Here is a 19,266-nt window from a genome sequence, read left to right on the forward strand (position 1 = left end):
AGCAGCTCAACGGCATAGGAAGGGCAGCGGCGTGAGGCCAGATCCGCCACGAAGCGCCGGCCGATGCGCCGCCAACTGGGCTCCTTACTGCGCCAGGCCAGACGGCAGCAGGGCCAGGGCAGCTCCTCGCGATCAAACAGGCGGCAGCAGGGGCCCAGCACCCGATAGCTGTACTGACCACCAGGGCTGGTGTGCTCGCTCCCCGGCTTCAGCAGGGCTGCGACGTTGCCCCGGGAGGGGGGTGCCTGGGCTGACACAGAACGACGGCTCCGAGATGACAGCAAAAAGCCACCCCGCAGGGTGGCAGAGAGGGAGCCGGCCATCAAGCACGCAGGCGTGCCTGGAAGGGGCCATCACCCGGATGGGGAGCTCAGTAGAGCTCTTCTTCGGCGTGGGTCTTGATGGTGCAGTCGCTGGTGGGGTAGGCCACGCAGGTGAGCACGAACCCAGCTTCGATCTGGTCGTCGTCCAGGAAGCTCTGGTCGCTCTGGTCCACGGTGCCGGCGGTCAGCTTGCCAGCGCAGGTGGAGCAAGCGCCGGCACGGCAGGAGTAGGGCAGGTCAATGCCCTGCTCCTCAGCGGCGTCGAGGATGTACTGGTCATCAGGAACCTCGATGGTCTTGTTGAGGCCTTCGCTCTCGCTGATGAGGGTGACCTTGTAGGAAGCCATGAAAGGGATTGGGGCTCACAGGCACCCGGAAGCCGGGCCTGTAGGACCCGCCCTTCATACATCCGCCGCGCACCTTTCCCGTCGATTTGTCAGCGAGGACGGAGGAAGCCCAATCAAAGCCAAGGCACAGATCAGCGTGCCTTATGCAACACGGCGGATCGTCAGCAGGCCCCACTGGCTCTGCTGGGCCGTGAGCTCGGCCCGCCAGCCCTCCTCCAGCAACGCCTGTTGGAGGGCGGGGGCCTGGTCCACCAGCAGGCCGCTGAGCAGGCCGACACCGTGGGGAGCCAACAGGGTGTGAAAAGCCGGACAAAGGGCCTGAATCACCGGCGCCAGGATGTTGCAGAGCAACAGATCGGCCGGCTGGCCATCGAGCAGGCCGGCCAGGGTGTCCGCCGAGCCCAGCGCCACCCGCAGCTGGTGCTTCAGCCCGTTGAGGGCGGCGTTGTCGGCCGTGGCCCGCACCGCCAGGACATCGGTGTCGGCGGCCGCCACTGCAACCGCCCCCAGCCGCAGGGCCGCCAGGCCCAGCACGCCGCTGCCGCAGCCGAGATCGGCCAGCCGCACCCCCGCCAGATCGAGGGATTCGAGCGCTTCGAGACACAGGCGCGTGGTGGGGTGGCTGCCGGTGCCGAAGGCGCTGCCGGGATCCATGACGATCACCTGCCGCCCAGCGTGCTCGGGCGGGCAGGACAACCAGGCTGGAAGGATCAGCAGCCGCTGGCCCACTGGATCGGCCTGCCAGTGCTGCTTCCAGCTGAGGCTCCAGTCTTCCTCGGCCTGCTGGCTCCACTGCAGGGGTGGCAGGGCCACGCCGAAGGGCTCCGCCAGGGGCGCCAAGGCCTGCTCCAGCTGCCAGCGCTCGTGCTCGGGCCAATCGCTCGCCGGCAGCCAGGCGATCAGCTGGCGCTCAGCGGGAGTCCCGGGAGGGTGCTGGACCGCAACTCGGGGAATCCCCAGGGCGCCGAGCTTCCACAACAGGGATTCCTCGAGCTCCGGCGGGGACGCCAGCTCCAGTCGCCACCAACCCGGGGCCGCGGCCATCAGAGGGTGACCGGGTTTGCTTCCTGAATGCCGTTGATGGCGTGCACCGAAGCCAACAGGCTCGGAGGAATCGGATCGTCGAGGCTGAGCACCATCACGGCGTCGCCGCGCACGATGCGGCGACCCACCTGCATCGAGGCGATGTTGACGTTGTGCTCACCGAGCAGGGAGCCCAGCTGGCCGATGATTCCGGGCATATCCCGGTGACGGGTGAACAGCATGTGGCGGCTGGGGGCCACGTTCACCGGAAACTCATCGATGGTGGTGATCCGCAGTTCCCCCTCGGCGAATACCGCCCCGGTGACGGTGTGGTTGCCGTTGGAGCCCTTGGAGCTCAGCTGCAGGGAGCCGCCCGCGAAATCGCGGCTGGCGTCGTCCTTCACCTCCACCACGTGGATGCCCCGCTCCTTGGCCTCCAGGCTGGCGTTCACGTAGTTGATGCTGTCGCCAAGAGCGGTGGAGAGCAGACCCTTGAGGGCCGCCACCACCAGGGGCTGGGCGGGGTGGGCGGCAAAGTCCCCCTGGAGCCGCACCTCCAGCTCGTTGATCGGGCCGCCGGCCAGCTGACTCAGCAGTTGCCCCAGGGTTTCGGCCAGTTGCAGGTGGGGCTTGAGCTGCTCCATCACCTCGGCATTGAGGCCGGGGATGTTCACGGCGCTGCGGGCCGGCAGGCCCAGCAACACATCCCGGATCTGCTCCGCCACATCGATCGCCACGTTTTCCTGGGCCTCTTCGGTGGAGGCGCCCAGGTGGGGGGTGAGGATCAGGCGCTCCCGCACCTGGCGCAGGGGCGAGCCGGCCTCGAGGGGCTCGTTGGCATACACGTCCAGGGCGGCGCCGCCGATGGTGCCGTTCTCCACCGCCTCGGCCAGGGCCGCCTCGTCGATGATGCCGCCGCGGGCGCAGTTGACGAGGCGGGCCGTGGACTTCATGGTCTTGAGCAACTCCGCGTTCACCAGGTTCTCGGTGTCCGGGGTGCGGGGCAGGTGGAGGCTGATGAAGTCGGCCTCGGCGAACAGGGCCGGCAGGGGCATCAGCCGCACCTGCATCTGCTGGGCCCGCTCCGCGGACACGAAGGGGTCGTAGGCCATCACGTCCATGCCCATGGCCTTGGCCACCCGGGCCACGTGGGAGCCGATCTTGCCGAGGCCCACCACGCCGAGCTTTTTCTTGTAGAGCTCGTTGCCCACATATTTCTTGCGGTCCCAGCCGCCGGCCATGGTGCTGGCGTGGGCGTGGGGCACATGGCGGGAGAGGGCCAGCATCAGGGCCAGGGCCTGCTCGGCGGCGGCGATGGTGTTGCCCTCGGGCGAATTCACCACCAGCACACCCCGCTTGGTGGCCGCCGGCACATCCACGTTGTCCACCCCAACGCCGGCGCGGCCGATGATCCGCAGCTTGTCGGCAGCTTCGATGATCTCGGCGGTCACCGTGGTGCCCGAGCGGATCATCAGGGCGTCGTAGTCGCCGATGATCGCCTTGAGCTCTTCAGGCGGAAGCCCGGTGCGCACATCCACCGTGGCCACTTGGGACAGGATGTCGATCCCCGCCTGGTCGATGGGATCCGAAACGAGAACCTTTGTCATGCCCGGCGGTGGGGTGGGTGAGCCGGCGGTGCAGTGTAGTGAGCGGCGAGAATCCCCCCATCCCGAAGGAGCAGAGCGCAGCGTGGGCACGAGTGTGGTGGTGGTGCTGAACGACCGCAAACGGCTGCATCAGCTGCGGGATCGCCTGGCGGCCCTGCAGCCGCCGATGGTGCAGCTGGAGGTCATCGGCGAAGGGGAACAGACCCTGGCGGAGGTGGCGCGGCTCAATCCGGCGGTGGCCCGCCGCCTCCGCCAGCGCTCGATGGCCCGCTGGCTGATCCCCTTCGGCTTCCTGGCCGGCCTCACCTTCACCTACATCACCGACCTCGACACCTTCGCCTTCGCCGGCGCCTGGAGCCAGCACCTGATCGGCGCCCTGCTCGGCATGGGCTCGGGGTGGATGGGGAGCTTCGCCGCTGCGGCGAGCGTGCGCTCGGAGGAAGATGACCGCATCCGCAGCCTGCGCAACCGGGTGGAGGAGGGCCACTGGCTGCTGCTGGCCGAAACGGCCAACGGCGTCGAGATGCCCTGGATCAGCCTCCAACAGGCCAAGCCCTTGGCGGTGGTGCGCCTGGGCGATGGCTGAACAGGCCCGGATCTGATGCTGCCGCAGCGCGACCTGCTGGTGGGGAGCCAGCACCCGAAGGAGCTGGCCGCCGTGCTCGCCGTCGCCGACCAGGCCCTGCGCACCTGGGAACCGGTGTGGACGGGGTTTGTGGACGGGGGCGTGCGAGAGGAAGCCACCGAACGGCTGGGCGCCCTGGCCGAGCTGACCCTGACCAGCACCGGGGGCTATCCCGGGGCCGAGCGGCAGCGGCTGCTGGTTCAGCGGAGCGACGCAGCCCTGGATCTGGAGGCTGGGGCAGCCGGCTTGATGGGCCTCGAGATCAGCGGCAATTTTCTGTTCGATCCCGCCGAGCGCAGCGATTTCCGCGCTGGCCTGCTGGCCCTCGGCCCCCCGGAGGAGGCGCTCGGCGACATCTGGGTGCGGGGCGACCGGGGGGCCCAGGCCGTGGTCACCGCAGAGCAGGCTGCGGCGCTGGATGGCCGCACCACCAGCGTGCGCACGGTGGAGGTGCGGCTAGAGGCCAGGCCGCTGGATCAACTGCAGCTGCCCGCCCAGCGCCACCCTCGCCGCTTCCAGACAGTGGAGGCCTCCCTACGGCTGGATGCGGTGGCCTCGGCCGGATTCGGGATCTCCCGCAACCGCATGGCAGAACTGATCCGTCAGGGCAGCGTGGGGGTCAACTGGCAGCCCATCTCCAGCCCCAGCCGCCTGCTGGTGGCCGGGGATCGGGTGCAGCTCGAAGGACGAGGAGAGCTGCAACTCGAGGCGGTGCAGGCCACCAAGCGCGAGCGGTGGCGGATTGAGCTGGTGCGGTGCTGACTGGAGTATTGATGCAGAACGGCCCGATGGGCGCAGGGTCAGAACCGCTCCCAGGCATTCACCAGCGTCCCCCCTGGCAGTCCACCGAGCCGGTACAGACGCGCTCGAGGGTGCCATCAGGGTTGACATTGACGCCAAAGGTCGAGCCCGGCATCACATCGATCGTGACCACAAATGGAACGACCTGCGGACCACCACACTCCGGGGGATCAGGGAGCAGGCGAAATCCCTCCCCAGCCGACGTACCCAATGCAAAGGCGACCCCTTCTGTATCCAACATCCAGCGCAGACATTCCCGGGCCGCCGACGCCACCACCGCCTTGGCCGCTGAGACGCGCGCCTTGTTGCCATAGCGGATCACAGCGCCTGCACTCAGACCGGCGAGGACGGCGATGATGATTACCACCACCAACAGCTCCACCAAGGTGAAGCCGCGACTTTGCCCTGCCCTGCGAACCCGCCACAGACGGGGGCGACCACCAAGACCGTGGCAAGACGGAGTAGCCGAGCGAGTCCTATCCAGAGCTAGAGCGGGGGCGATCAAAAAGCAGCTTTTGCAGTTCCTGCATTGGAACGCGCCTCCCGCAGATCCACCAGCAGGTGAGACCCATCGACACCATCGACCCAGTCCGGTCCAGGAGGCAGCGGCGGCCGTTCTGTAAAGTCAGATCGCTTCTGGGGCGATTAGCTCAGAGGTAGAGCACTACCTTGACACGGTAGGAGTCACTGGTTCGATTCCAGTATCGCCCATTTCAATTCAACTGCATTTCCTGAGATGGCAGTCACGGTGAGCGATTTGACCGTGGTTGTCGGTCTGGCGCGATCCGGAATCGGTGCGGCCAAGCTGTTGCATCAGGCCGGCCGAGCGGTGCTCGTGATCGACAGCCAGCAGGGACCAGACCTTGAAGCCAGGGCCGCCGATCTGCGCCAGCTGGGCATCGCCGTGCAGCTCGGCACCCCCCTCCATCCGGACACCTTCTCGGCCCTGGCCAGTCCCCCCGCGGCGGTGGTGGTGAGCCCGGGCATTCGCTGGGATCACCCCACCCTGGAGGTGCTGCGCCAGCAGGGCATCCCCACCGTTGGCGACCTGGAGCTGGCCTGGCAGGCCAGCCGCAACGTGCCCTGGATCGGCATCACCGGCACCAACGGCAAAACCACCGTCACCCACCTGGTGAGCCACCTGCTGCAGCATGCGGGCCTCGACGCGCCCATGGGTGGCAACGTCGGCTTTTCAGCGGCTGAGCTGGTGCTGGAAAGAATCCAACCCAACCTCCCCCAACCCAACCGCCCCCAGCCCGACTGGCTGGTGATGGAGCTCAGCAGCTACCAGATCGAAGCCGCCCCACGGGTGGCCCCCCAGGTGGGGATCTGGACGACCCTCACCCCGGACCACCTGGAGCGCCATGGCACCCTCGACGCCTATCGCGCCATCAAACGGGGCCTGCTGGAGCGCTCACGTGAGCGCATCCTCAACGCGGATGACGCCGATTTGCGCGCCCATGCCGACCGCTGGGACCAGGCCACCTGGATCACGGCGGGCCGGCGCGAGAGCCTGCCCGCCACCATCACGCCCAGCCTCTGGATCGAAGGGGGCCAGGTGATGCACGCCAGCCCGTCCGGCGGCACCGCCCTGATGGCCGCCGACTGCCTGGCCATGCCCGGAGCCCACAACCGCCAGAACATGCTGCTCGCCGCCGCTGCCGGCCTGGTGGCTGGGCTGTCTGGAACGCAGATGGAAGAGGCCTTCCGGGCCTTCCCCGGCGTCCCCCACCGACTCGAGCGCCTGCGCGAAGACCAGGGCATCACGTACTACAACGACAGCAAGGCCACCAATTACGACGCGGCCGAGGTGGCTCTCCAGGCCTTGGAAGGTCCCTTGGTGGTGTTGGCGGGGGGCGAAGCCAAGCAGGGCAACCCCAACAGCTGGCTGGCGGCCCTGGGCCAGAAAGCCGCCGCCGTGGTGTTGTTCGGCGCGGCCCAGGCGGAATTCCAGCACCTGCTCACAGCCGCAGGCTTCCCGGGAGCGGTGCACTGCTGTGAGGGCCTGGACACGGGTGTTGCCCTGGCCGCCCAACTGGCACGCACCCATCGGTGCCAAGCGGTGCTGCTCTCACCGGCCTGCGCGAGCTTTGATCAATACAGCGATTTTGAAGCCCGCGGGAATCACTTCCGCCACTTGGTCGCTGGGCTCTAGGGCTGCGGGGCCGGCAAACCACGACAACGCTGCCCCTACCATTCCGGGGCGAGCCGTTCGCTGCAAACGCCCATGGCGTACTGGTTGATGAAGAGCGAGCCCGAGGTCTACGGGATCGACCACCTGCAACGGGAAGGCACGACCCTGTGGGATGGCATTCGCAACTATCAAGCCCGTAATTTCATGCGGGCCATGCAGATTGGCGACCAGGCTTTCTTCTACCACTCCAACACCAAACCACCAGGAATCATCGGCCTGATGGAGGTGATCGAGACCCAGCTGATCGATCCCAGCCAGTTTGATCCCACCTCAAATTATTTCGACCCCGGCGCCACCCCCGAGAAGCCCCGCTGGGATTGCGTGAAGCTCCGCTATGTGCGCCAATTTGCGCGCCTGCTGAGCCTCGACACCCTGCGGGAGAACTTCAGCCCCGAGGAGCTGGGGGTGGTGAAACGGGGCAACCGCCTCTCGATCCTGCCGGTGAGTGCCGCCAGTGCCGAACGGCTGCTGAGCCTGCTGGACGCCCCGTGAGCCAGTCGGCACCGATCAGCCCGGCCCCCCTGGCGATCCGCGGCGCGGTGGAGCGGGGTTGGGCAGCCTTTGCCCACTGCCCCTGGGTGCTGATGGGCTTCACCCTGCTCAGCGGTGGCGCCAACCTGCTGGCCCAGCTGCTCTACCGCTACGAGAGCGGCCTGGTGATCTCGCTGCTGGGCCAACCGGATCCGATCTCGATCGTCTTGGCCGCCATGGCCTGGATCCTCTATGTGCTCACCGGCCTGTGGCTGGTCGTGGGCCTGCTGCGTGGAGCCCAGCTGGCCCTCCACCGTCGCCGGCCCCAGCTGGGGGAGCTGATCCGGGTGGATGGCCGGGCCATGCTCCGCTGTTTCGGCACCGTGCTGCTGATCCTGGTGGTGCTGGCCGTGATTGTGCGTCTCGCCCAGGCCAGCTCCTGGCTGCTCACCCTGATCCAGCCGCTGCTCGCCCCGCTGCCGCTGCTGGCGGGCTGGGCCGTCGTCGTGTATTTCAGCGCTGACCAGATCCTGAGCCTGCCCCTCACCGTGATTGGCGGGCTGGGTCCCCTAGGCGCCTTTCGCCGCGGCCGGGCCGCAACAGACCCCCATTGGCTCCATGCCCTGGGACTGACCCTGGTGCTGCTGGGGATGGTTCTGGCCGGCTTCCTGGTGCTGCTGGCGGGCTTGGTGGTGGCCTTGCCTGTGGCGGCCTGCACCCTGACAGCCGCCTACCAGCAGCTATTCGAACCGGGCGACCCGAGCGGGATCAGCGTCCCCTGAAGCTCGCCTGGGCTGGGAAGAGATTGGCCAGATAGCAGCGGGTGACCTCCCGATTCTTGAGGCCGTTCTGAACCAGAAACCCCGCCAGGGCGGCTTGAAAAAGACGGTATTGATCCCAGTTGGGATGCTGCTCGATGAACCCGCGCATCGACGCCAGCAGGACCTCCGGCACCTCAGCCTGGAAACTCACCGTGGCCGGATCAACGCCCGTCAAGGGCTGGTCACTGGCCTGCAATTCCATGGAGGTGGGTTCGAGATGGCACCAGTTCTCCACATCCAGCCGAAGCCGTCAAATCGGGACCAAGGCCCCAAACCGCGACGCTCGCAGACTGAGATTGCAGGCCCCTGAAGGGATTGGCCCCGCCGACGGCCAGCCGCAATCGCCCAGGAGGGAACCGCCCCAGCCTGTCAAGGGGAAAGGCTGCAGCGGCAGGGTTTTCCCCAGGCTCCCGGCGCTCGCGGCCTCCCGGGAGCCAAAGCTGGGGAAAACCTGGGCAAATCCACGGCCGATCTGGGGGCTGCGCAGGAATCCCGCCATCATCAGCAGTGCTGATCATGGGGCTACGGCCCTTGGGTCTCAGGCGGGACCGTGAGGAGCCGCCCACAGTTGGCCCGCCCCATCGGCAGACGCCCCCGGGTCCAGGGCCGCCACCAGGGCTGCGCTGGCCCCAACGCCCCAGCTGCCCTCCACGGCGCGGCTGCCCCCCCCAGCCGGGGTGAGCACAAACCGGAGCTCCCAGGCCTGCCGGTCACCCTCGAGCGCCATCCAGAGCGATCCCCGCTCCAGCTCCAGGCTGATCGCCTCCTCGCCCATCAGTTGGTCGGCCAGCCCCCTGTGCTCCCGCGCCAGCCGGGCCAACCCCTGCTGCAGCTCCCGGGCTTCCTCCGCGGTGAGCTCGACGGCCCAGCCCTGGCCACCCACCAACACAGAAAAGGGGTGGCTGGCCGGATCCACCAGCCAACGCCACCCCTCCCCTTCCTGGACCTGCATGCGGCGACGGTCAGCCGGGCAGCAGGTCGGGCTGGTCCTGTTCGTCGCTCAACTCAATGATGGCGCGCTGCACAGGCTTGATCATGGAGTCGTCGAGCAGACCGTCGAAGTCATCGAAACGGCGCTGCTTGGCCCGGAAGGCAATGCGCACCGTGGTGAGGTAGCGATTGCTGGAATGGCGGATCAGGCTTTCGGCCCGTTGGGCCAGTTCCTTGGGATTGACATCAAGTCCGCTCTGCATGAACACCGCTCCAATTCAGCCAATCTAGGTCAGCAGGTGCCGCGTCCCGATTAGAAGATCACCATGCGGGGCACCCTGGCCATCGATCTGGGCAGCAGCACCACGGTGGTGGCCTACCAGGAGGCCGGTGCCGCAGCGCAGCTCCTCGCCCTGCCTCCCTACAGCAGCAGCGAGCCCGTGGTGGTTCCCACCTTGCTGTGGCTGAGCGATCCCGCCCGATCCAGGCCCCTGATCGGACGCCAGGTGCTGGAGGCGGGCCTGGCCCACACCGAGGGGCCCGAGCTGCACCGCGACTTCAAACGGCGGATCGGGGCCACCCCCCGGAGTGGGACCCTCCCCCCGGGTCCGGCCCGATCCATCACCCTGCCGCTCAGCCCGGAGCAGGCCGGGGCCCTGTTGCTGCAACAACTCTGGGCCGCCCTGCCCACGGATCTGGACCCTCAGCGGCTGGTGCTCACGGCCCCGATCGACAGCTACCCCCGTTACCGCCAGTGGCTGCAGGAGGTGTGCCGCGAGCTGGAGGTGGCGGAACTGGCCCTGGTGGACGAACCCACCGCCGCCGCCATCGGCGCCGGATTGCCCGCCGGCAGCACGGTGCTGGTGGTGGACCTCGGCGGGGGGACGATCGACCTCTCCCTGGTGGCCCTGGAGGGGGGTGAGGGCCGGCCGGCGCCCATGGCCCAGCTGCTGCGCTTCGCCGGCCGTGACCTGGGCTCCAGCCGCCAGGCCCTGCGCTGCGCCCGGGTGATTGGCAAGGCTGGGCTCGCCCTGGGGGGCCGGGATTTCGACCGCTGGATCGCCGCCCATCTCTGTCCAGAAGCGGCCTTGAGTGGCGATCTGCTGGCCGCTGCCGAAGCCCTCAAGTGCCAACTCAGCAACCAGGAGGAGGCTCTGGTGCTCTGGAGCCCCCCTGGGTCAGGCCTCCCCCCCCAGGCCCTGCGGCTGAACCGGAGCGACCTCGAGGCCCTGCTGCGGGAACGGGGCCTGGTGGCCCAGCTGGATGGATTGCTCGAGGAAGTGCTGGCCGCCGCCCGCCGCGAGGGGCTGGCCCTGAAACAGATCACAGCGGTGCTGCCGGTGGGGGGCAGCAGCCGACTCCCCCTGATTCGCCAGTGGCTGGCCGAACGCTGCAGCGGGATTCCCCTGCGCCACGAGCGGCCGGTGGAGGCCGTGGCCCTCGGCGCCCTGGCCCTCACCCCCGGCGTCCAGGTGCGCGACATCCTGCGCCATGGGGTGTCGCTGCGCTGCTGGGACCAGCGCTCGGGCCGTCACCACTGGCAGGCCGTGTTTGTGGCCGGCCAGACCTGGCCCAGCGACCGTCCCCTGGAGGTGGTGCTGGCCTGCAGCAGCCCTGACCAGCGGTCCCTGGAGCTGGTGCTCGGGGAACCGGACAACGAACAGCGCAGCGAAGTGGTGTTTGAGGGTGGCTTGCCGGTGCTGCGGCCACGGCCCGCCGGCGAGGGCCGCGTCCAGCCCTGGAGTCAGCAGCCCCCGGCCCTGCTCCTGGAAACGCCGGGCCAGCCCGGTGAGGATTGCCTGCGCCTGGCCTTCGAGATCGATCCCCAGGGCCAGCTCCTGCTGGAGGTCACCGACCTGCGCAGCGGCCAACGCACCCCGCCGCGGGCGCTGGGCCCGGTGCGCTGAGCCCAGCGCCCGGGGCGCGGGACCGCCAAGGACAGTGGACGCCGGAGCCGCTGCCCCCTGCCAAGGGCGGCGGGGCCCCCAGCCCCATAAAACGGGGAGACTTGCCCTCCTCTCGCCTTGGCCCTGCGCCGCCACAGGCTGCCCCGTTTCTGGCTGGGCCTCACCCTGGGCCTGGTGGCCTCCGGCCTCGGGGCGGCCTACTGGTGGGAGCAACAACTGCCCCAACGGCTGGAGCAGGCGGCCAGGAGCGGGGATCTGCAGGCCTGCCTTCGCTACAGCGAACAGCTGGAAGCCCTGCGCTGGCTGGGAGGGCAGGCACCGGCGGAACAGGGAAGCTGCCGGCGGCGCCAGGCGGCCCGCCTCTGGCAGCAACAGCAGTGGGCCGCGGCCCTGCAACTGCAACTGCAACTTGTGAACTCCCAGGCCGGCAGTCCGGCCGACCGCGACCAGCTAAACCGCTGGCAGCAGTCCCTGCAACAGCGAGCCCTGAGCCGCTTTCAGGACGGCGACCTCCAGGCCGCTCTGGCACTCCTGGCCGTGATGGGGGACGACCGACGGGCCGATGGCAACAGCCTGGGGGACAAATTCCGAGAAAACTGGACCCGCAACCGACTCCAGTTCGAGCGGGCCAAGGCCCTGGGTGATCAACGGCGGTGGTGGGAAGCCCTCGATGCCCTCACCCGCATCGACCATCCCTGGTGGAAAACCCACAGCCGGGCGCTACAGGCCACGGTGCAGAAGGGCATTGAAGGCCTGGCAGGACAGGAGCGTGAACACGACGCCCACGGGCAGCTGCCCCACACCGTGCCCACCGACCAACTCGACGCCCAGGTGCAGCTGAGGATCGCCAAGGGCATGAACGAATGGGCGGCCTTCCAGGACGCCTGCCGGGCCCTCGGCGGGACAGTGGTGGAGGCCGGGCCGGAGACAGCCTGTCAGCGCTGACCCCCTGGGGATCCCCAGGGCCGGCTGGCGCATGACAAGATTGGCCGCGCGATGAAGCTCCGGGGCCATGCAGCCAGGTGATCAGGTCAAGGTCTCCCAGAGCGTGGTCGTCTACCACCATCCCCAGCACCGCGGCGAAGCCTTCGACCTCCAGGGCCAGCAGGGCGAAGTGGTGACCGTCCTCAACGAGTGGAAAGGTCGGGTGATCAGCCCAACCCTGCCGGTGATCGTGGCTTTTGGGAAATTTCGCGCCCACTTCCGCGGCGACGAACTCGAGCCCGCCTAAGGCTCGGGTCGCAGCAAATAGACCCCTTCCTCGCCGTCGATGGCCTGGAGACAGAGCTGGATCGACTCCTGACGGCGGGTGGGCACCACGCGGCCGCAGAAATCGGGCTGAATCGGCAACTCCCGATGGCCCCGATCCACCATGGCCAACAGACTCACCCGCTTGGGCCGCCCCCAGGCCTGCAGGGCCTCTAAGGCCGCTCGCACGGTGCGCCCGGTGAAGATCACGTCGTCCACCAGCACCACCTGACGTCCATCCAGGGCCACAGGCAGGTCGGTGGGTTGGCCCAGGCGGGTGCCCACCCGTTCCAGATCATCACGGTGAAAGGTGGGATCCACCGTGCCCTGGTCAATCGGATGACCCGTCATCGCCGCCAGCCGCTGGGCCAGGACCTCAGCCAGCGCCACGCCCCGGGTCGGGATGCCGAGCAGCACCAGGGAGCGGCTGTCGAGGGCACTTTCCAGCACCTGGGAGGCCAGGCGATCGAGGGTGCGGCCGAGATCCAACGCGGAGAGCAATTCCAGCCGGTGCATCAGGACAGCCACGGATAAAGAGCCCCGGCGAATTGGCCTTGGACCATCAGTGTGGCCAAAGCCTGACCCGGCCGGGATCAAGCGGGATCACCGCACATCCGCACTGTAGGTTGGGCTTGGAAGGCGTTGATTCAACGTCGCTAGGCGAATCGGTCGCTAGGTGAGACGGGTGACAGCATTTCCCTCACAGCAGCAATCCACCCTGTCCGAGGGCCCTTCTCCCACTTTCCGGGACCCATCCGGTGTCGCCCCCGTTGTGCTCGCGATTCTGGATGGCTGGGGCTACAGCCATCAGGCCGAACACAACGCCATCCGGGCCGCCAGCACCCCGGTGATGGACGCCCTCTGGCATGCCTACCCCCACACCCTGATCGAAGCAAGCGGCGGCGCCGTGGGCTTGCCCGACGAGCAGATGGGCAACTCGGAGGTGGGGCACCTCACCATCGGCTCCGGCAGGATCATTCGCCAGGAGTTGGTCCGGATCAGCCAGGCCGTCAACAACGGCAGCATTGCCGATAACACCGCCCTCAATGCCCTCGCCGCGGGGCTCCAGCAACGCGGCGGCACCCTGCACCTGATCGGCCTCTGCTCGGACGGCGGGGTGCACAGCCACATCAAGCACCTGGGAGGTCTGCTGAGCTGGGCCGCCGCACGAGGCCTGTCCGACGTGTGTGTGCACGTGATCACCGACGGCCGTGACACCGACCCGAGCAGCGCACCGCGGTTCGTGACCCAGGTTCAGGAGCAGATCAACCGGGCGGGTGTAGGCCGCATTGCCACCCTCTGCGGCCGCTACTGGGCGATGGACCGCGACAACCGCTGGGATCGCACGGAAAAGGCCTATCGCCTCTACACCGAACCGGCGCCCATCTCCGAACTCAGCCCGGTCAACGCCATCCACGCCTCCTACGCCCAGGAGATCGGCGATGAGTTCCTCGAACCGGTGCGGCTGGCGGAGGGTCTGATCAAGGCCGGTGACGGCGTGGTGTGTTTCAACTTCCGGCCCGACCGGGTGCGGCAGCTGATCCGAGCGCTGGTGCTGGCCGAGTTCGATGGCTTCGCCCGGGAGCCCATCAGCCCGATCGATGTGGTCACCTTCACCCAATACGAAAAAGGGCTGCCCGTGGCCGTCGCCTTTCCCCCCGAATCCCTCGACGGGCTGCTCGGGCAGGTGGTGTCGGAGGCGGGACTGCGCCAGTTCCGCACCGCCGAAACGGAGAAATATCCCCACGTCACCTACTTCATGAACGGGGGCATCGAGCAGGCCTTCCCCGGCGAAGACCGGCACCTCGTTCCCTCACCGAGGGTGGCCACCTATGACCAGTCCCCCGCCATGTCGGCGGGCCAACTCACCGACAGCTGCGTCGCCGCGATCCAGAAGGGCATCTATGCCCTGGTGGTGATCAACTACGCCAACCCCGACATGGTGGGGCACACCGGCAAGATGGCGGCCACCACGGAAGCCATCACCACCGTGGACACCTGCGTCGGGCGGCTGATGGAGGCCACCAACCGCATGGGTGGCACCCTGCTGATCACCGCCGACCATGGCAATGCGGAGGTGATGGAAGGCCCCGATGGCCGGCCCTGGACGGCGCACACCACCAACCCGGTGCCCGTGATCCTGGTGGAGGGCGAGAAGCGCAAACTGCCCGGCCATGGCACCAACGTGGTGTTGCGCGACGGCGGCGGCTTGGCTGACATCGCCCCCACCCTGCTGGAGATCCTCCACCTGCCCAAGCCAGCCACCATGAGCGGCGAGTCGCTGATCCTGCCCGCCGCCACCACCGCGGACACCAGCCGCATCCCCCAGACCCTGGGCGTCTAGCCTGCGCTCACCAGGGAAGGAACTGTGATCACGTCGGTGTTGTCTTGGGTGTGGATCGGCAGCGGGGTGCTGCTGATCATCAGCGTGCTGCTGCATAGCCCCAAGGGCGATGGCATGGGCGGGCTTGCCGCCAGTGGTGGCTCGATGTTCACCAGTGCCCGCAGCGCCGAAGCCACCCTCAACCGCATCAGCTGGACCCTGCTGGCCATCTTTCTCGGATTGGCCGTGGTGCTCAGTGCCGGCTGGCTGAGCTGAGCCAGCGATGTCGATGCCCCGCCGCAACCTGCTGGTGGCCCTGGGATCCAGCCTGGGCGCCTTTTTCAGCGGCACCTCCCGAGCCCACGCCGCTGCCAAGGCCCAGGATCCAACCTGGCAGCTCAGTGATGCTGCCTGGAAACAGCGCCTCAGCCCCGCCGCCTATCAGGTGCTGCGCCGAGAGGGCACCGAACGGCCCTTTTCCAGCCCCCTGAACAGCGAAAAGCGGGCGGGCACCTTCGTCTGCGCCGGCTGCGCCCTACCCCTGTTCAGCTCCAAGGCCAAATACGAGAGCGGCACGGGCTGGCCAAGCTTCTGGCAGCCCCTGCCCAACGCCATCGCCACCCAGGTGGATTTCAAACTGCTCGTCCCGCGCACCGAATACCACTGCCAGCGCTGCGGCGGCCACCAGGGGCACGTCTTCGGCGACGGCCCCAAGCCCACCGGCAAGCGCTACTGCAACAACGGCGTGGCGCTGGTGTTCAAGCCGGGCTGATCCAACGCCAAGCCAGGCCGAATGGGCCAACAAAAAAGCGCCCCCGCAGGGGCGCTTTGACTGGGTTCTGAAGGAACGACTCAAACCGTGGATCTCGATCGAGATCAGTAGTCGAAGTCGCCGCCGCCCATGCCGCCGCCGGCGGGGGCTGCATCCTTCTTCTCGGGCATGTCGGCCACGATGCACTCGGTGGTGAGCACCATGCCGGCAATCGAAGCCGCGTTCTGCAGACCGGAGCGGGTCACCTTGGCGGGATCCACGATGCCAGCAGCCAGCATGTCGACATATTCACCGGTGGCTGCGTTGTAGCCCTCGTTGAAGGGCTTGTTGCGCACGTTCTCCGCCACCACGGCGCCATTGACGCCAGCGTTCTGGGCGATGCGCATCAGGGGAGCGGTGAGGGCGGAGGCCACGATGTGGGCGCCGATCAGCTCTTCGCCGGACAGGTTGGCCTTGGCCCACTCCTCAAGGGCGGGAGCCAGGTGGGCCAGGGTGGTGCCACCGCCAGGAACGATGCCTTCCTCAACGGCCGCCTTGGTGGCGTTGATGGCGTCTTCGAGGCGCAGCTTCTTGTCCTTCATCTCGGTTTCGGTGGCGGCACCCACCTTGACCACGGCCACACCGCCGCTCAGCTTGGCCAGACGCTCCTGCAGCTTCTCCTTGTCATAGGAGGAGTCGGTTTCGTCCATCTGCTTGCGGATCTGCTCGCAGCGGGCCTTCACAGCCACCTCGTTGCCTTCGGCCACGATGGTGGTGGTGTCCTTGTTGATGGTGATGCGGCGGGCGGTGCCCAGCATCTCCAGCTTGGCGTTCTCGAGCTTGAGGCCGGCGTCTTCGGTGATCAGCTGACCGTTGGTGAGAACGGCGATGTCCTCGAGCATGGCCTTGCGGCGATCGCCGAAGCCAGGAGCCTTGACGGCGGCCACGTTCAGCACACCGCGCAGGCGGTTCACCACCAGGGTGGCGAGAGCTTCCTTCTCGATGTCCTCCGCGATGATCAGCAGGGGCTTGCCGGTGCGGGCGATCTGCTCGAGCACGGGCACCAGGTCCTGCACCAGACCGATCTTCTTGTCAGTGAGCAGGATGTAGGGCTCCTCCAGCACCGCTTCCATGCGCTCGGTGTCGGTGGCGAAATAGGGCGAGATGTAGCCCTTGTCGAAGCGCATGCCCTCGGTGACCTCCAGCTCGGTGGTCATCGACTTCCCTTCCTCCAGGGAGATCACGCCTTCCTTGCCGACCTTGTCCATGGCGTCGGCGATCATGCGGCCCACCTCTTCGTCGTTGCCGGCGGAGATGGTGCCTACCTGGGCGATGGCGCTGGAATCGGAGATCGGCTTGGCGTGCTCCTTGATCTTGCCCACCAGGAAGTCGGAGGCCTTGTCGATGCCCTTCTTGAGGGTGATGGCATTGGCGCCCGCAGCCACGTTGCGCAGACCGGCCTTGACCATGGCGTGGGCCAGGACGGTGGCGGTGGTGGTGCCGTCACCGGCGGCGTCGTTGGTCTTGGAGGCGGCCTGACGGATCAGGGCCACACCGGTGTTCTCGATGTGATCCTCGAGCTCGATCTCCTTGGCGATCGTGACGCCGTCGTTGATGATCTGGGGAGCGCCGAACTTCTTCTCCAGCACCACGTTGCGACCCTTGGGGCCCAGGGTGACGGCGACGGCCTCAGCCAGGATGTCGATGCCTTTTTCGAGGGCCCGGCGGGCGTTCTCGTTATAGATGATGCGCTTAGCCATGGAAGGCGATGTCGGTATGGGGTTGGTTCGGGAAACGAAAGGCTGCGTGAGCGATCACAAGGCGCGATCGCTCAGTGCGCCGGGTCAACTCAGTTGACGATGGCGAGGATGTCCTTCTCGGAGAGCAGCACGAATTCGTCGCTGCCGAGCTTGATGTCGGTACCGGCGTACTTGCTGTAGAGCACCTTGTCGCCCACGCTGACCTCGGGAGCCTGACGGCTGCCGTCGTCGTTGCGCTTACCGGGGCCGATCTGGACCACCTCGCCCACCTGGGGCTTTTCCTTGGCGGTATCGGGCAGCAGGATCCCGCCGGCGGTTTTCTCCTCCGACTCCGACACCTTGATGAAAATGCGATCTCCGAGGGGCTTGACCGTGGAGACGCTGAGAGAAACAGCAGCCATGGATGAATTGCGACAGCAACGGCATGGCGCCAAAGACGCCACAGAACAGCGAGCGGGAGTGCGCCGAAAAAGGCGAATTAGCACTCGGGCCCGTTGAGTGCCAACCTATGCGGGCGCACACCGCCCGCGCCAGGCCTGGCCTGTGCGGGTGACCGAACCCCCCGGCGGGGCCTGCCCAGGTTGCTCTCGCGCGCCAGGCGCAGTGGTAAGGTTGCGCCGCTTCAGGCGGGATGGTTCCCTCCTCAGCACTCTTTGCGTCTTCCCTTCCTATGGCAGCTGCTACCGCCACCGGCACCAAAGGCATCGTCCGGCAGGTGATTGGCCCGGTTCTCGACGTTGAATTCCCGGCCGGCAAGCTGCCCAAGATTTACAACGCGCTTCGGATTGAAGCCAAAAACTCCGCTGGCCAGCAGGTCGCGCTGACCGCTGAGGTGCAGCAACTGCTCGGTGACCACCGGGTCCGGGCCGTGGCCATGAGCACCACCGATGGCCTGGTGCGGGGCATGGAAGCCCTTGACACCGGCGCTCCGATCTCCGTTCCCGTGGGGGAAGCCACCCTCGGCCGCATCTTCAACGTGCTCGGTGAGCCGGTGGACGAGCAGGGTCCCGTCACCACCAACCTGACCGCCTCGATCCACCGGGCCGCCCCCAGCCTCACCGAGCTGGAGACCAAGCCCAAGGTGTTCGAGACCGGCATCAAGGTGATCGACCTGTTGGCTCCCTACCGCCAGGGCGGCAAGGTCGGCCTGTTCGGCGGCGCCGGCGTGGGCAAAACCGTGTTGATCCAGGAGCTGATCAACAACATCGCCAAGGAGCACGGCGGGGTGTCCGTGTTTGCCGGCGTGGGTGAGCGCACCCGTGAAGGCAACGACCTCTACGAGGAGTTCAAGGAGTCGGGGGTGATCAACCCCAGCGACCTCTCCAAGTCGAAGGTGGCCCTCTGCTACGGCCAGATGAATGAGCCCCCCGGCGCCCGCATGCGCGTCGGCCTTTCGGCCCTCACCATGGCTGAGCACTTCCGCGACGCCAACAAGCAGGACGTGCTGCTGTTCGTCGACAACATCTTCCGCTTCGTGCAAGCCGGCTCGGAAGTGTCGGCCCTGCTGGGCCGCATGCCGTCGGCCGTGGGCTACCAGCCCACCCTCGGCACCGACGTGGGCATGCTCCAGGAGCGCATCACCTCCACCCTGGAGGGATCGATCACCTCGATCCAGGCCGTCTACGTGCCTGCGGACGACCTGACCGACCCGGCTCCGGCCACCACCTTCGCCCACCTGGACGCCACCACCGTGCTCAGCCGCGGCCTGGCCTCCAAGGGCATCTACCCCGCTGTGGATCCCCTGGATTCCACCAGCACCATGCTCCAGCCCGCCGTTGTGGGCGACGAGCACTACCGCACCGCCCGTGCCGTGCAGTCCACCCTGCAGCGCTATAAGGAGCTCCAGGACATCATTGCCATTCTGGGCCTGGACGAACTGTCCGAGGACGACCGCCGCACGGTGGACCGCGCCCGCAAGATCGAGAAGTTCCTCTCCCAGCCCTTCTTTGTGGCCGAGATCTTCACCGGTCAGAAGGGTGAATACGTGAAGCTGGAGGAAACCATCACCGGTTTCAACCAGATTCTCGCCGGCGAACTCGATGATCTGCCGGAAGCGGCGTTCTACCTGGTGGGCAACATCGACCAGGTGAAGGCCAAGGCCGCCAAGATCCTCGCCGAAGCCAAGGGTTGATCCC

22 protein-coding genes, 1 tRNA gene and 1 pseudogene are annotated in these 19,266 nt (G+C 67.4%); 13 read left to right on the forward strand and 11 right to left on the reverse strand.

The annotated features are described in order from the left end of the window. The 4 genes and pseudogenes from KBY71_RS03160 to serA all read right to left on the reverse strand — a co-directional run. A pseudogene (locus KBY71_RS03160) lies at window positions 1-323 on the reverse strand (hypothetical protein); the annotation flags it as partial. A 47-nt stretch (window positions 324-370) separates the two neighbouring features. Then, window positions 371-670 carry a ferredoxin gene (locus KBY71_RS03165; RefSeq protein WP_094560128.1) on the reverse strand — a complete coding sequence of 100 codons (300 nt, stop codon included), beginning with the start codon at window positions 668-670 and terminating at the stop codon, window positions 371-373. A 141-nt stretch (window positions 671-811) separates the two neighbouring features. Continuing rightward, on the reverse strand, window positions 812-1,714 hold the full coding sequence (prmA, locus tag KBY71_RS03170) for a 50S ribosomal protein L11 methyltransferase (RefSeq protein WP_254927543.1): 903 nt from the start codon (window positions 1,712-1,714) through the stop codon (window positions 812-814). Beyond that, the gene (serA, locus tag KBY71_RS03175) at window positions 1,714-3,300 is read right to left on the reverse strand and encodes a phosphoglycerate dehydrogenase (RefSeq protein ID WP_254927544.1); all 1,587 of its coding nucleotides are present in this window, start codon (window positions 3,298-3,300) and stop codon (window positions 1,714-1,716) included. The genes prmA and serA overlap by 1 nt, the downstream gene beginning before the upstream one ends. Window positions 3,301-3,382: 82 nt before the next feature. Between serA and KBY71_RS03180 the strand changes: the two genes are divergently transcribed. Further along, complete coding sequence (locus tag KBY71_RS03180) at window positions 3,383-3,886, forward strand: hypothetical protein (protein WP_254927545.1); 504 nt, start codon at window positions 3,383-3,385, stop codon at window positions 3,884-3,886. 15 nt (window positions 3,887-3,901) lie between these two features. After that, on the forward strand, window positions 3,902-4,687 hold the full coding sequence (locus tag KBY71_RS03185) for a photosystem II S4 domain protein (RefSeq protein WP_254927546.1): 786 nt from the start codon (window positions 3,902-3,904) through the stop codon (window positions 4,685-4,687). Between the two features lie 58 nt (window positions 4,688-4,745). Here KBY71_RS03185 and KBY71_RS03190 read toward each other — a convergent pair whose 3' ends face one another. Next, window positions 4,746-5,231, reverse strand: a complete 486-nt coding sequence (locus KBY71_RS03190; RefSeq protein WP_254927547.1) for a type II secretion system protein — start codon at window positions 5,229-5,231, stop codon at window positions 4,746-4,748. Between the two features lie 134 nt (window positions 5,232-5,365). On the opposite strand from KBY71_RS03190, the gene KBY71_RS03195 reads away from it, so the two are divergent. The 4 genes from KBY71_RS03195 (at window position 5,366) to KBY71_RS03210 (ending at window position 8,173) form a co-directional block, all read left to right on the forward strand. Further along, window positions 5,366-5,437, forward strand: a tRNA-Val gene (locus KBY71_RS03195). Window positions 5,438-5,462: 25 nt separating this feature from the next. Continuing rightward, window positions 5,463-6,881 carry a UDP-N-acetylmuramoyl-L-alanine--D-glutamate ligase gene (gene murD, locus KBY71_RS03200; RefSeq protein ID WP_396095061.1) on the forward strand — a complete coding sequence of 473 codons (1,419 nt, stop codon included), beginning with the start codon at window positions 5,463-5,465 and terminating at the stop codon, window positions 6,879-6,881. A 72-nt stretch (window positions 6,882-6,953) separates the two neighbouring features. Continuing rightward, window positions 6,954-7,412, forward strand: coding sequence for an EVE domain-containing protein (locus tag KBY71_RS03205; protein ID WP_254927549.1), 459 nt, complete (start codon window positions 6,954-6,956; stop codon window positions 7,410-7,412). Next, on the forward strand, window positions 7,409-8,173 hold the full coding sequence (locus tag KBY71_RS03210; RefSeq protein WP_254927550.1) for a hypothetical protein: 765 nt from the start codon (window positions 7,409-7,411) through the stop codon (window positions 8,171-8,173). The genes KBY71_RS03205 and KBY71_RS03210 overlap by 4 nt, the downstream gene beginning before the upstream one ends. Here KBY71_RS03210 and KBY71_RS03215 read toward each other — a convergent pair. The 3 genes from KBY71_RS03215 to KBY71_RS03225 form a co-directional block, all read right to left on the reverse strand. Next, on the reverse strand, window positions 8,160-8,414 hold the full coding sequence (locus KBY71_RS03215; RefSeq protein ID WP_254927551.1) for a DUF2811 domain-containing protein: 255 nt from the start codon (window positions 8,412-8,414) through the stop codon (window positions 8,160-8,162). The genes KBY71_RS03210 and KBY71_RS03215 overlap by 14 nt on opposite strands. Window positions 8,415-8,750: 336 nt before the next feature. Beyond that, the gene (locus KBY71_RS03220) at window positions 8,751-9,164 is read right to left on the reverse strand and encodes a DUF1818 family protein (RefSeq protein WP_254927552.1); all 414 of its coding nucleotides are present in this window, start codon (window positions 9,162-9,164) and stop codon (window positions 8,751-8,753) included. A 10-nt stretch (window positions 9,165-9,174) separates the two neighbouring features. Beyond that, the gene (locus KBY71_RS03225) at window positions 9,175-9,405 is read right to left on the reverse strand and encodes a DNA-directed RNA polymerase subunit omega (RefSeq protein ID WP_190389914.1); all 231 of its coding nucleotides are present in this window, start codon (window positions 9,403-9,405) and stop codon (window positions 9,175-9,177) included. Window positions 9,406-9,468: 63 nt separating this feature from the next. Here KBY71_RS03225 and KBY71_RS03230 point away from each other — a divergent pair, with 63 nt between their 5' ends. From KBY71_RS03230 to KBY71_RS03240, 3 genes are all read left to right on the forward strand, one after another. Further along, window positions 9,469-11,049, forward strand: coding sequence for an Hsp70 family protein (locus tag KBY71_RS03230; protein ID WP_254927553.1), 1,581 nt, complete (start codon window positions 9,469-9,471; stop codon window positions 11,047-11,049). Window positions 11,050-11,166: 117 nt separating this feature from the next. Continuing rightward, window positions 11,167-11,994, forward strand: coding sequence for a hypothetical protein (locus KBY71_RS03235; RefSeq protein ID WP_254927554.1), 828 nt, complete (start codon window positions 11,167-11,169; stop codon window positions 11,992-11,994). Between the two features lie 67 nt (window positions 11,995-12,061). Then, entirely contained in the window at window positions 12,062-12,280 is a 219-nt protein-coding gene (locus KBY71_RS03240; RefSeq protein WP_254927555.1) for a ferredoxin-thioredoxin reductase variable chain, read from the forward strand. Here the strand turns inward: KBY71_RS03240 and pyrR are convergent. Continuing rightward, window positions 12,277-12,813 (reverse strand): bifunctional pyr operon transcriptional regulator/uracil phosphoribosyltransferase PyrR, encoded by a 537-nt coding sequence (pyrR, locus tag KBY71_RS03245; RefSeq protein ID WP_254927598.1) that lies wholly within the window; start codon window positions 12,811-12,813, stop codon window positions 12,277-12,279. The two genes, KBY71_RS03240 and pyrR, sit on opposite strands and share 4 nt — an antisense overlap. A 256-nt stretch (window positions 12,814-13,069) precedes the next feature. Between pyrR and gpmI the strand changes: the two genes are divergently transcribed. The 3 genes from gpmI to msrB are packed head-to-tail and all read left to right on the forward strand — an operon-like array spanning window position 13,070 to window position 15,392. Then, window positions 13,070-14,641: a 2,3-bisphosphoglycerate-independent phosphoglycerate mutase gene (gpmI, locus tag KBY71_RS03250; protein WP_254927556.1), complete on the forward strand. Its 1,572-nt coding sequence runs from the start codon at window positions 13,070-13,072 to the stop codon at window positions 14,639-14,641. 24 nt (window positions 14,642-14,665) lie between these two features. Continuing rightward, complete coding sequence (gene secG, locus KBY71_RS03255; RefSeq protein ID WP_254927557.1) at window positions 14,666-14,896, forward strand: preprotein translocase subunit SecG; 231 nt, start codon at window positions 14,666-14,668, stop codon at window positions 14,894-14,896. A gap of 13 nt (window positions 14,897-14,909) precedes the next feature. Then, window positions 14,910-15,392, forward strand: coding sequence for a peptide-methionine (R)-S-oxide reductase MsrB (msrB, locus tag KBY71_RS03260; RefSeq protein WP_254927599.1), 483 nt, complete (start codon window positions 14,910-14,912; stop codon window positions 15,390-15,392). A 104-nt stretch (window positions 15,393-15,496) separates the two neighbouring features. On the opposite strand, the gene groL is transcribed toward msrB, so the two are convergent. Beyond that, window positions 15,497-17,131 carry a chaperonin GroEL gene (groL, locus tag KBY71_RS03265; protein ID WP_190389921.1) on the reverse strand — a complete coding sequence of 545 codons (1,635 nt, stop codon included), beginning with the start codon at window positions 17,129-17,131 and terminating at the stop codon, window positions 15,497-15,499. Window positions 17,132-17,220: 89 nt separating this feature from the next. Next, window positions 17,221-17,532 carry a co-chaperone GroES gene (groES, locus tag KBY71_RS03270; RefSeq protein ID WP_094561335.1) on the reverse strand — a complete coding sequence of 104 codons (312 nt, stop codon included), beginning with the start codon at window positions 17,530-17,532 and terminating at the stop codon, window positions 17,221-17,223. A 269-nt stretch (window positions 17,533-17,801) separates the two neighbouring features. On the opposite strand from groES, the gene atpD reads away from it, so the two are divergent. Next, window positions 17,802-19,262 carry a F0F1 ATP synthase subunit beta gene (gene atpD / locus KBY71_RS03275; RefSeq protein ID WP_254927558.1) on the forward strand — a complete coding sequence of 487 codons (1,461 nt, stop codon included), beginning with the start codon at window positions 17,802-17,804 and terminating at the stop codon, window positions 19,260-19,262. Window positions 19,263-19,266: the final 4 nt, after the last annotated feature.

It is taken from the genome of Cyanobium sp. T1B-Tous (assembly GCF_024345475.1).
Classification (GTDB): Bacteria; Cyanobacteriota; Cyanobacteriia; order PCC-6307; family Cyanobiaceae; genus Cyanobium_A.

Excerpts from the sequence above, each read along its gene's own strand:
- KBY71_RS03165 (WP_094560128.1), bottom strand. The coding sequence starts at position 670 with ATGGCTTCCTACAAGGTCACCCTCATCAGCGAGAGCGAAGGCCTCAAC.
- prmA (WP_254927543.1), bottom strand. The coding sequence starts at position 1,714 with ATGGCCGCGGCCCCGGGTTGGTGGCGACTGGAGCTGGCGTCCCCGCCG.
- serA (WP_254927544.1), bottom strand. The coding sequence starts at position 3,300 with ATGACAAAGGTTCTCGTTTCGGATCCCATCGACCAGGCGGGGATCGAC.
- KBY71_RS03185 (WP_254927546.1), top strand. The coding sequence starts at position 3,902 with ATGCTGCCGCAGCGCGACCTGCTGGTGGGGAGCCAGCACCCGAAGGAG.
- murD (WP_396095061.1), top strand. The coding sequence starts at position 5,463 with ATGGCAGTCACGGTGAGCGATTTGACCGTGGTTGTCGGTCTGGCGCGA.
- KBY71_RS03205 (WP_254927549.1), top strand. The coding sequence starts at position 6,954 with ATGGCGTACTGGTTGATGAAGAGCGAGCCCGAGGTCTACGGGATCGAC.
- KBY71_RS03215 (WP_254927551.1), bottom strand. The coding sequence starts at position 8,414 with ATGGAATTGCAGGCCAGTGACCAGCCCTTGACGGGCGTTGATCCGGCC.
- KBY71_RS03220 (WP_254927552.1), bottom strand. The coding sequence starts at position 9,164 with ATGCAGGTCCAGGAAGGGGAGGGGTGGCGTTGGCTGGTGGATCCGGCC.
- KBY71_RS03225 (WP_190389914.1), bottom strand. The coding sequence starts at position 9,405 with ATGCAGAGCGGACTTGATGTCAATCCCAAGGAACTGGCCCAACGGGCC.
- KBY71_RS03230 (WP_254927553.1), top strand. The coding sequence starts at position 9,469 with ATGCGGGGCACCCTGGCCATCGATCTGGGCAGCAGCACCACGGTGGTG.
- KBY71_RS03240 (WP_254927555.1), top strand. The coding sequence starts at position 12,062 with ATGCAGCCAGGTGATCAGGTCAAGGTCTCCCAGAGCGTGGTCGTCTAC.
- pyrR (WP_254927598.1), bottom strand. The coding sequence starts at position 12,813 with ATGCACCGGCTGGAATTGCTCTCCGCGTTGGATCTCGGCCGCACCCTC.
- msrB (WP_254927599.1), top strand. The coding sequence starts at position 14,910 with ATGCCCCGCCGCAACCTGCTGGTGGCCCTGGGATCCAGCCTGGGCGCC.
- groL (WP_190389921.1), bottom strand. The coding sequence starts at position 17,131 with ATGGCTAAGCGCATCATCTATAACGAGAACGCCCGCCGGGCCCTCGAA.
- groES (WP_094561335.1), bottom strand. The coding sequence starts at position 17,532 with ATGGCTGCTGTTTCTCTCAGCGTCTCCACGGTCAAGCCCCTCGGAGAT.
- atpD (WP_254927558.1), top strand. The coding sequence starts at position 17,802 with ATGGCAGCTGCTACCGCCACCGGCACCAAAGGCATCGTCCGGCAGGTG.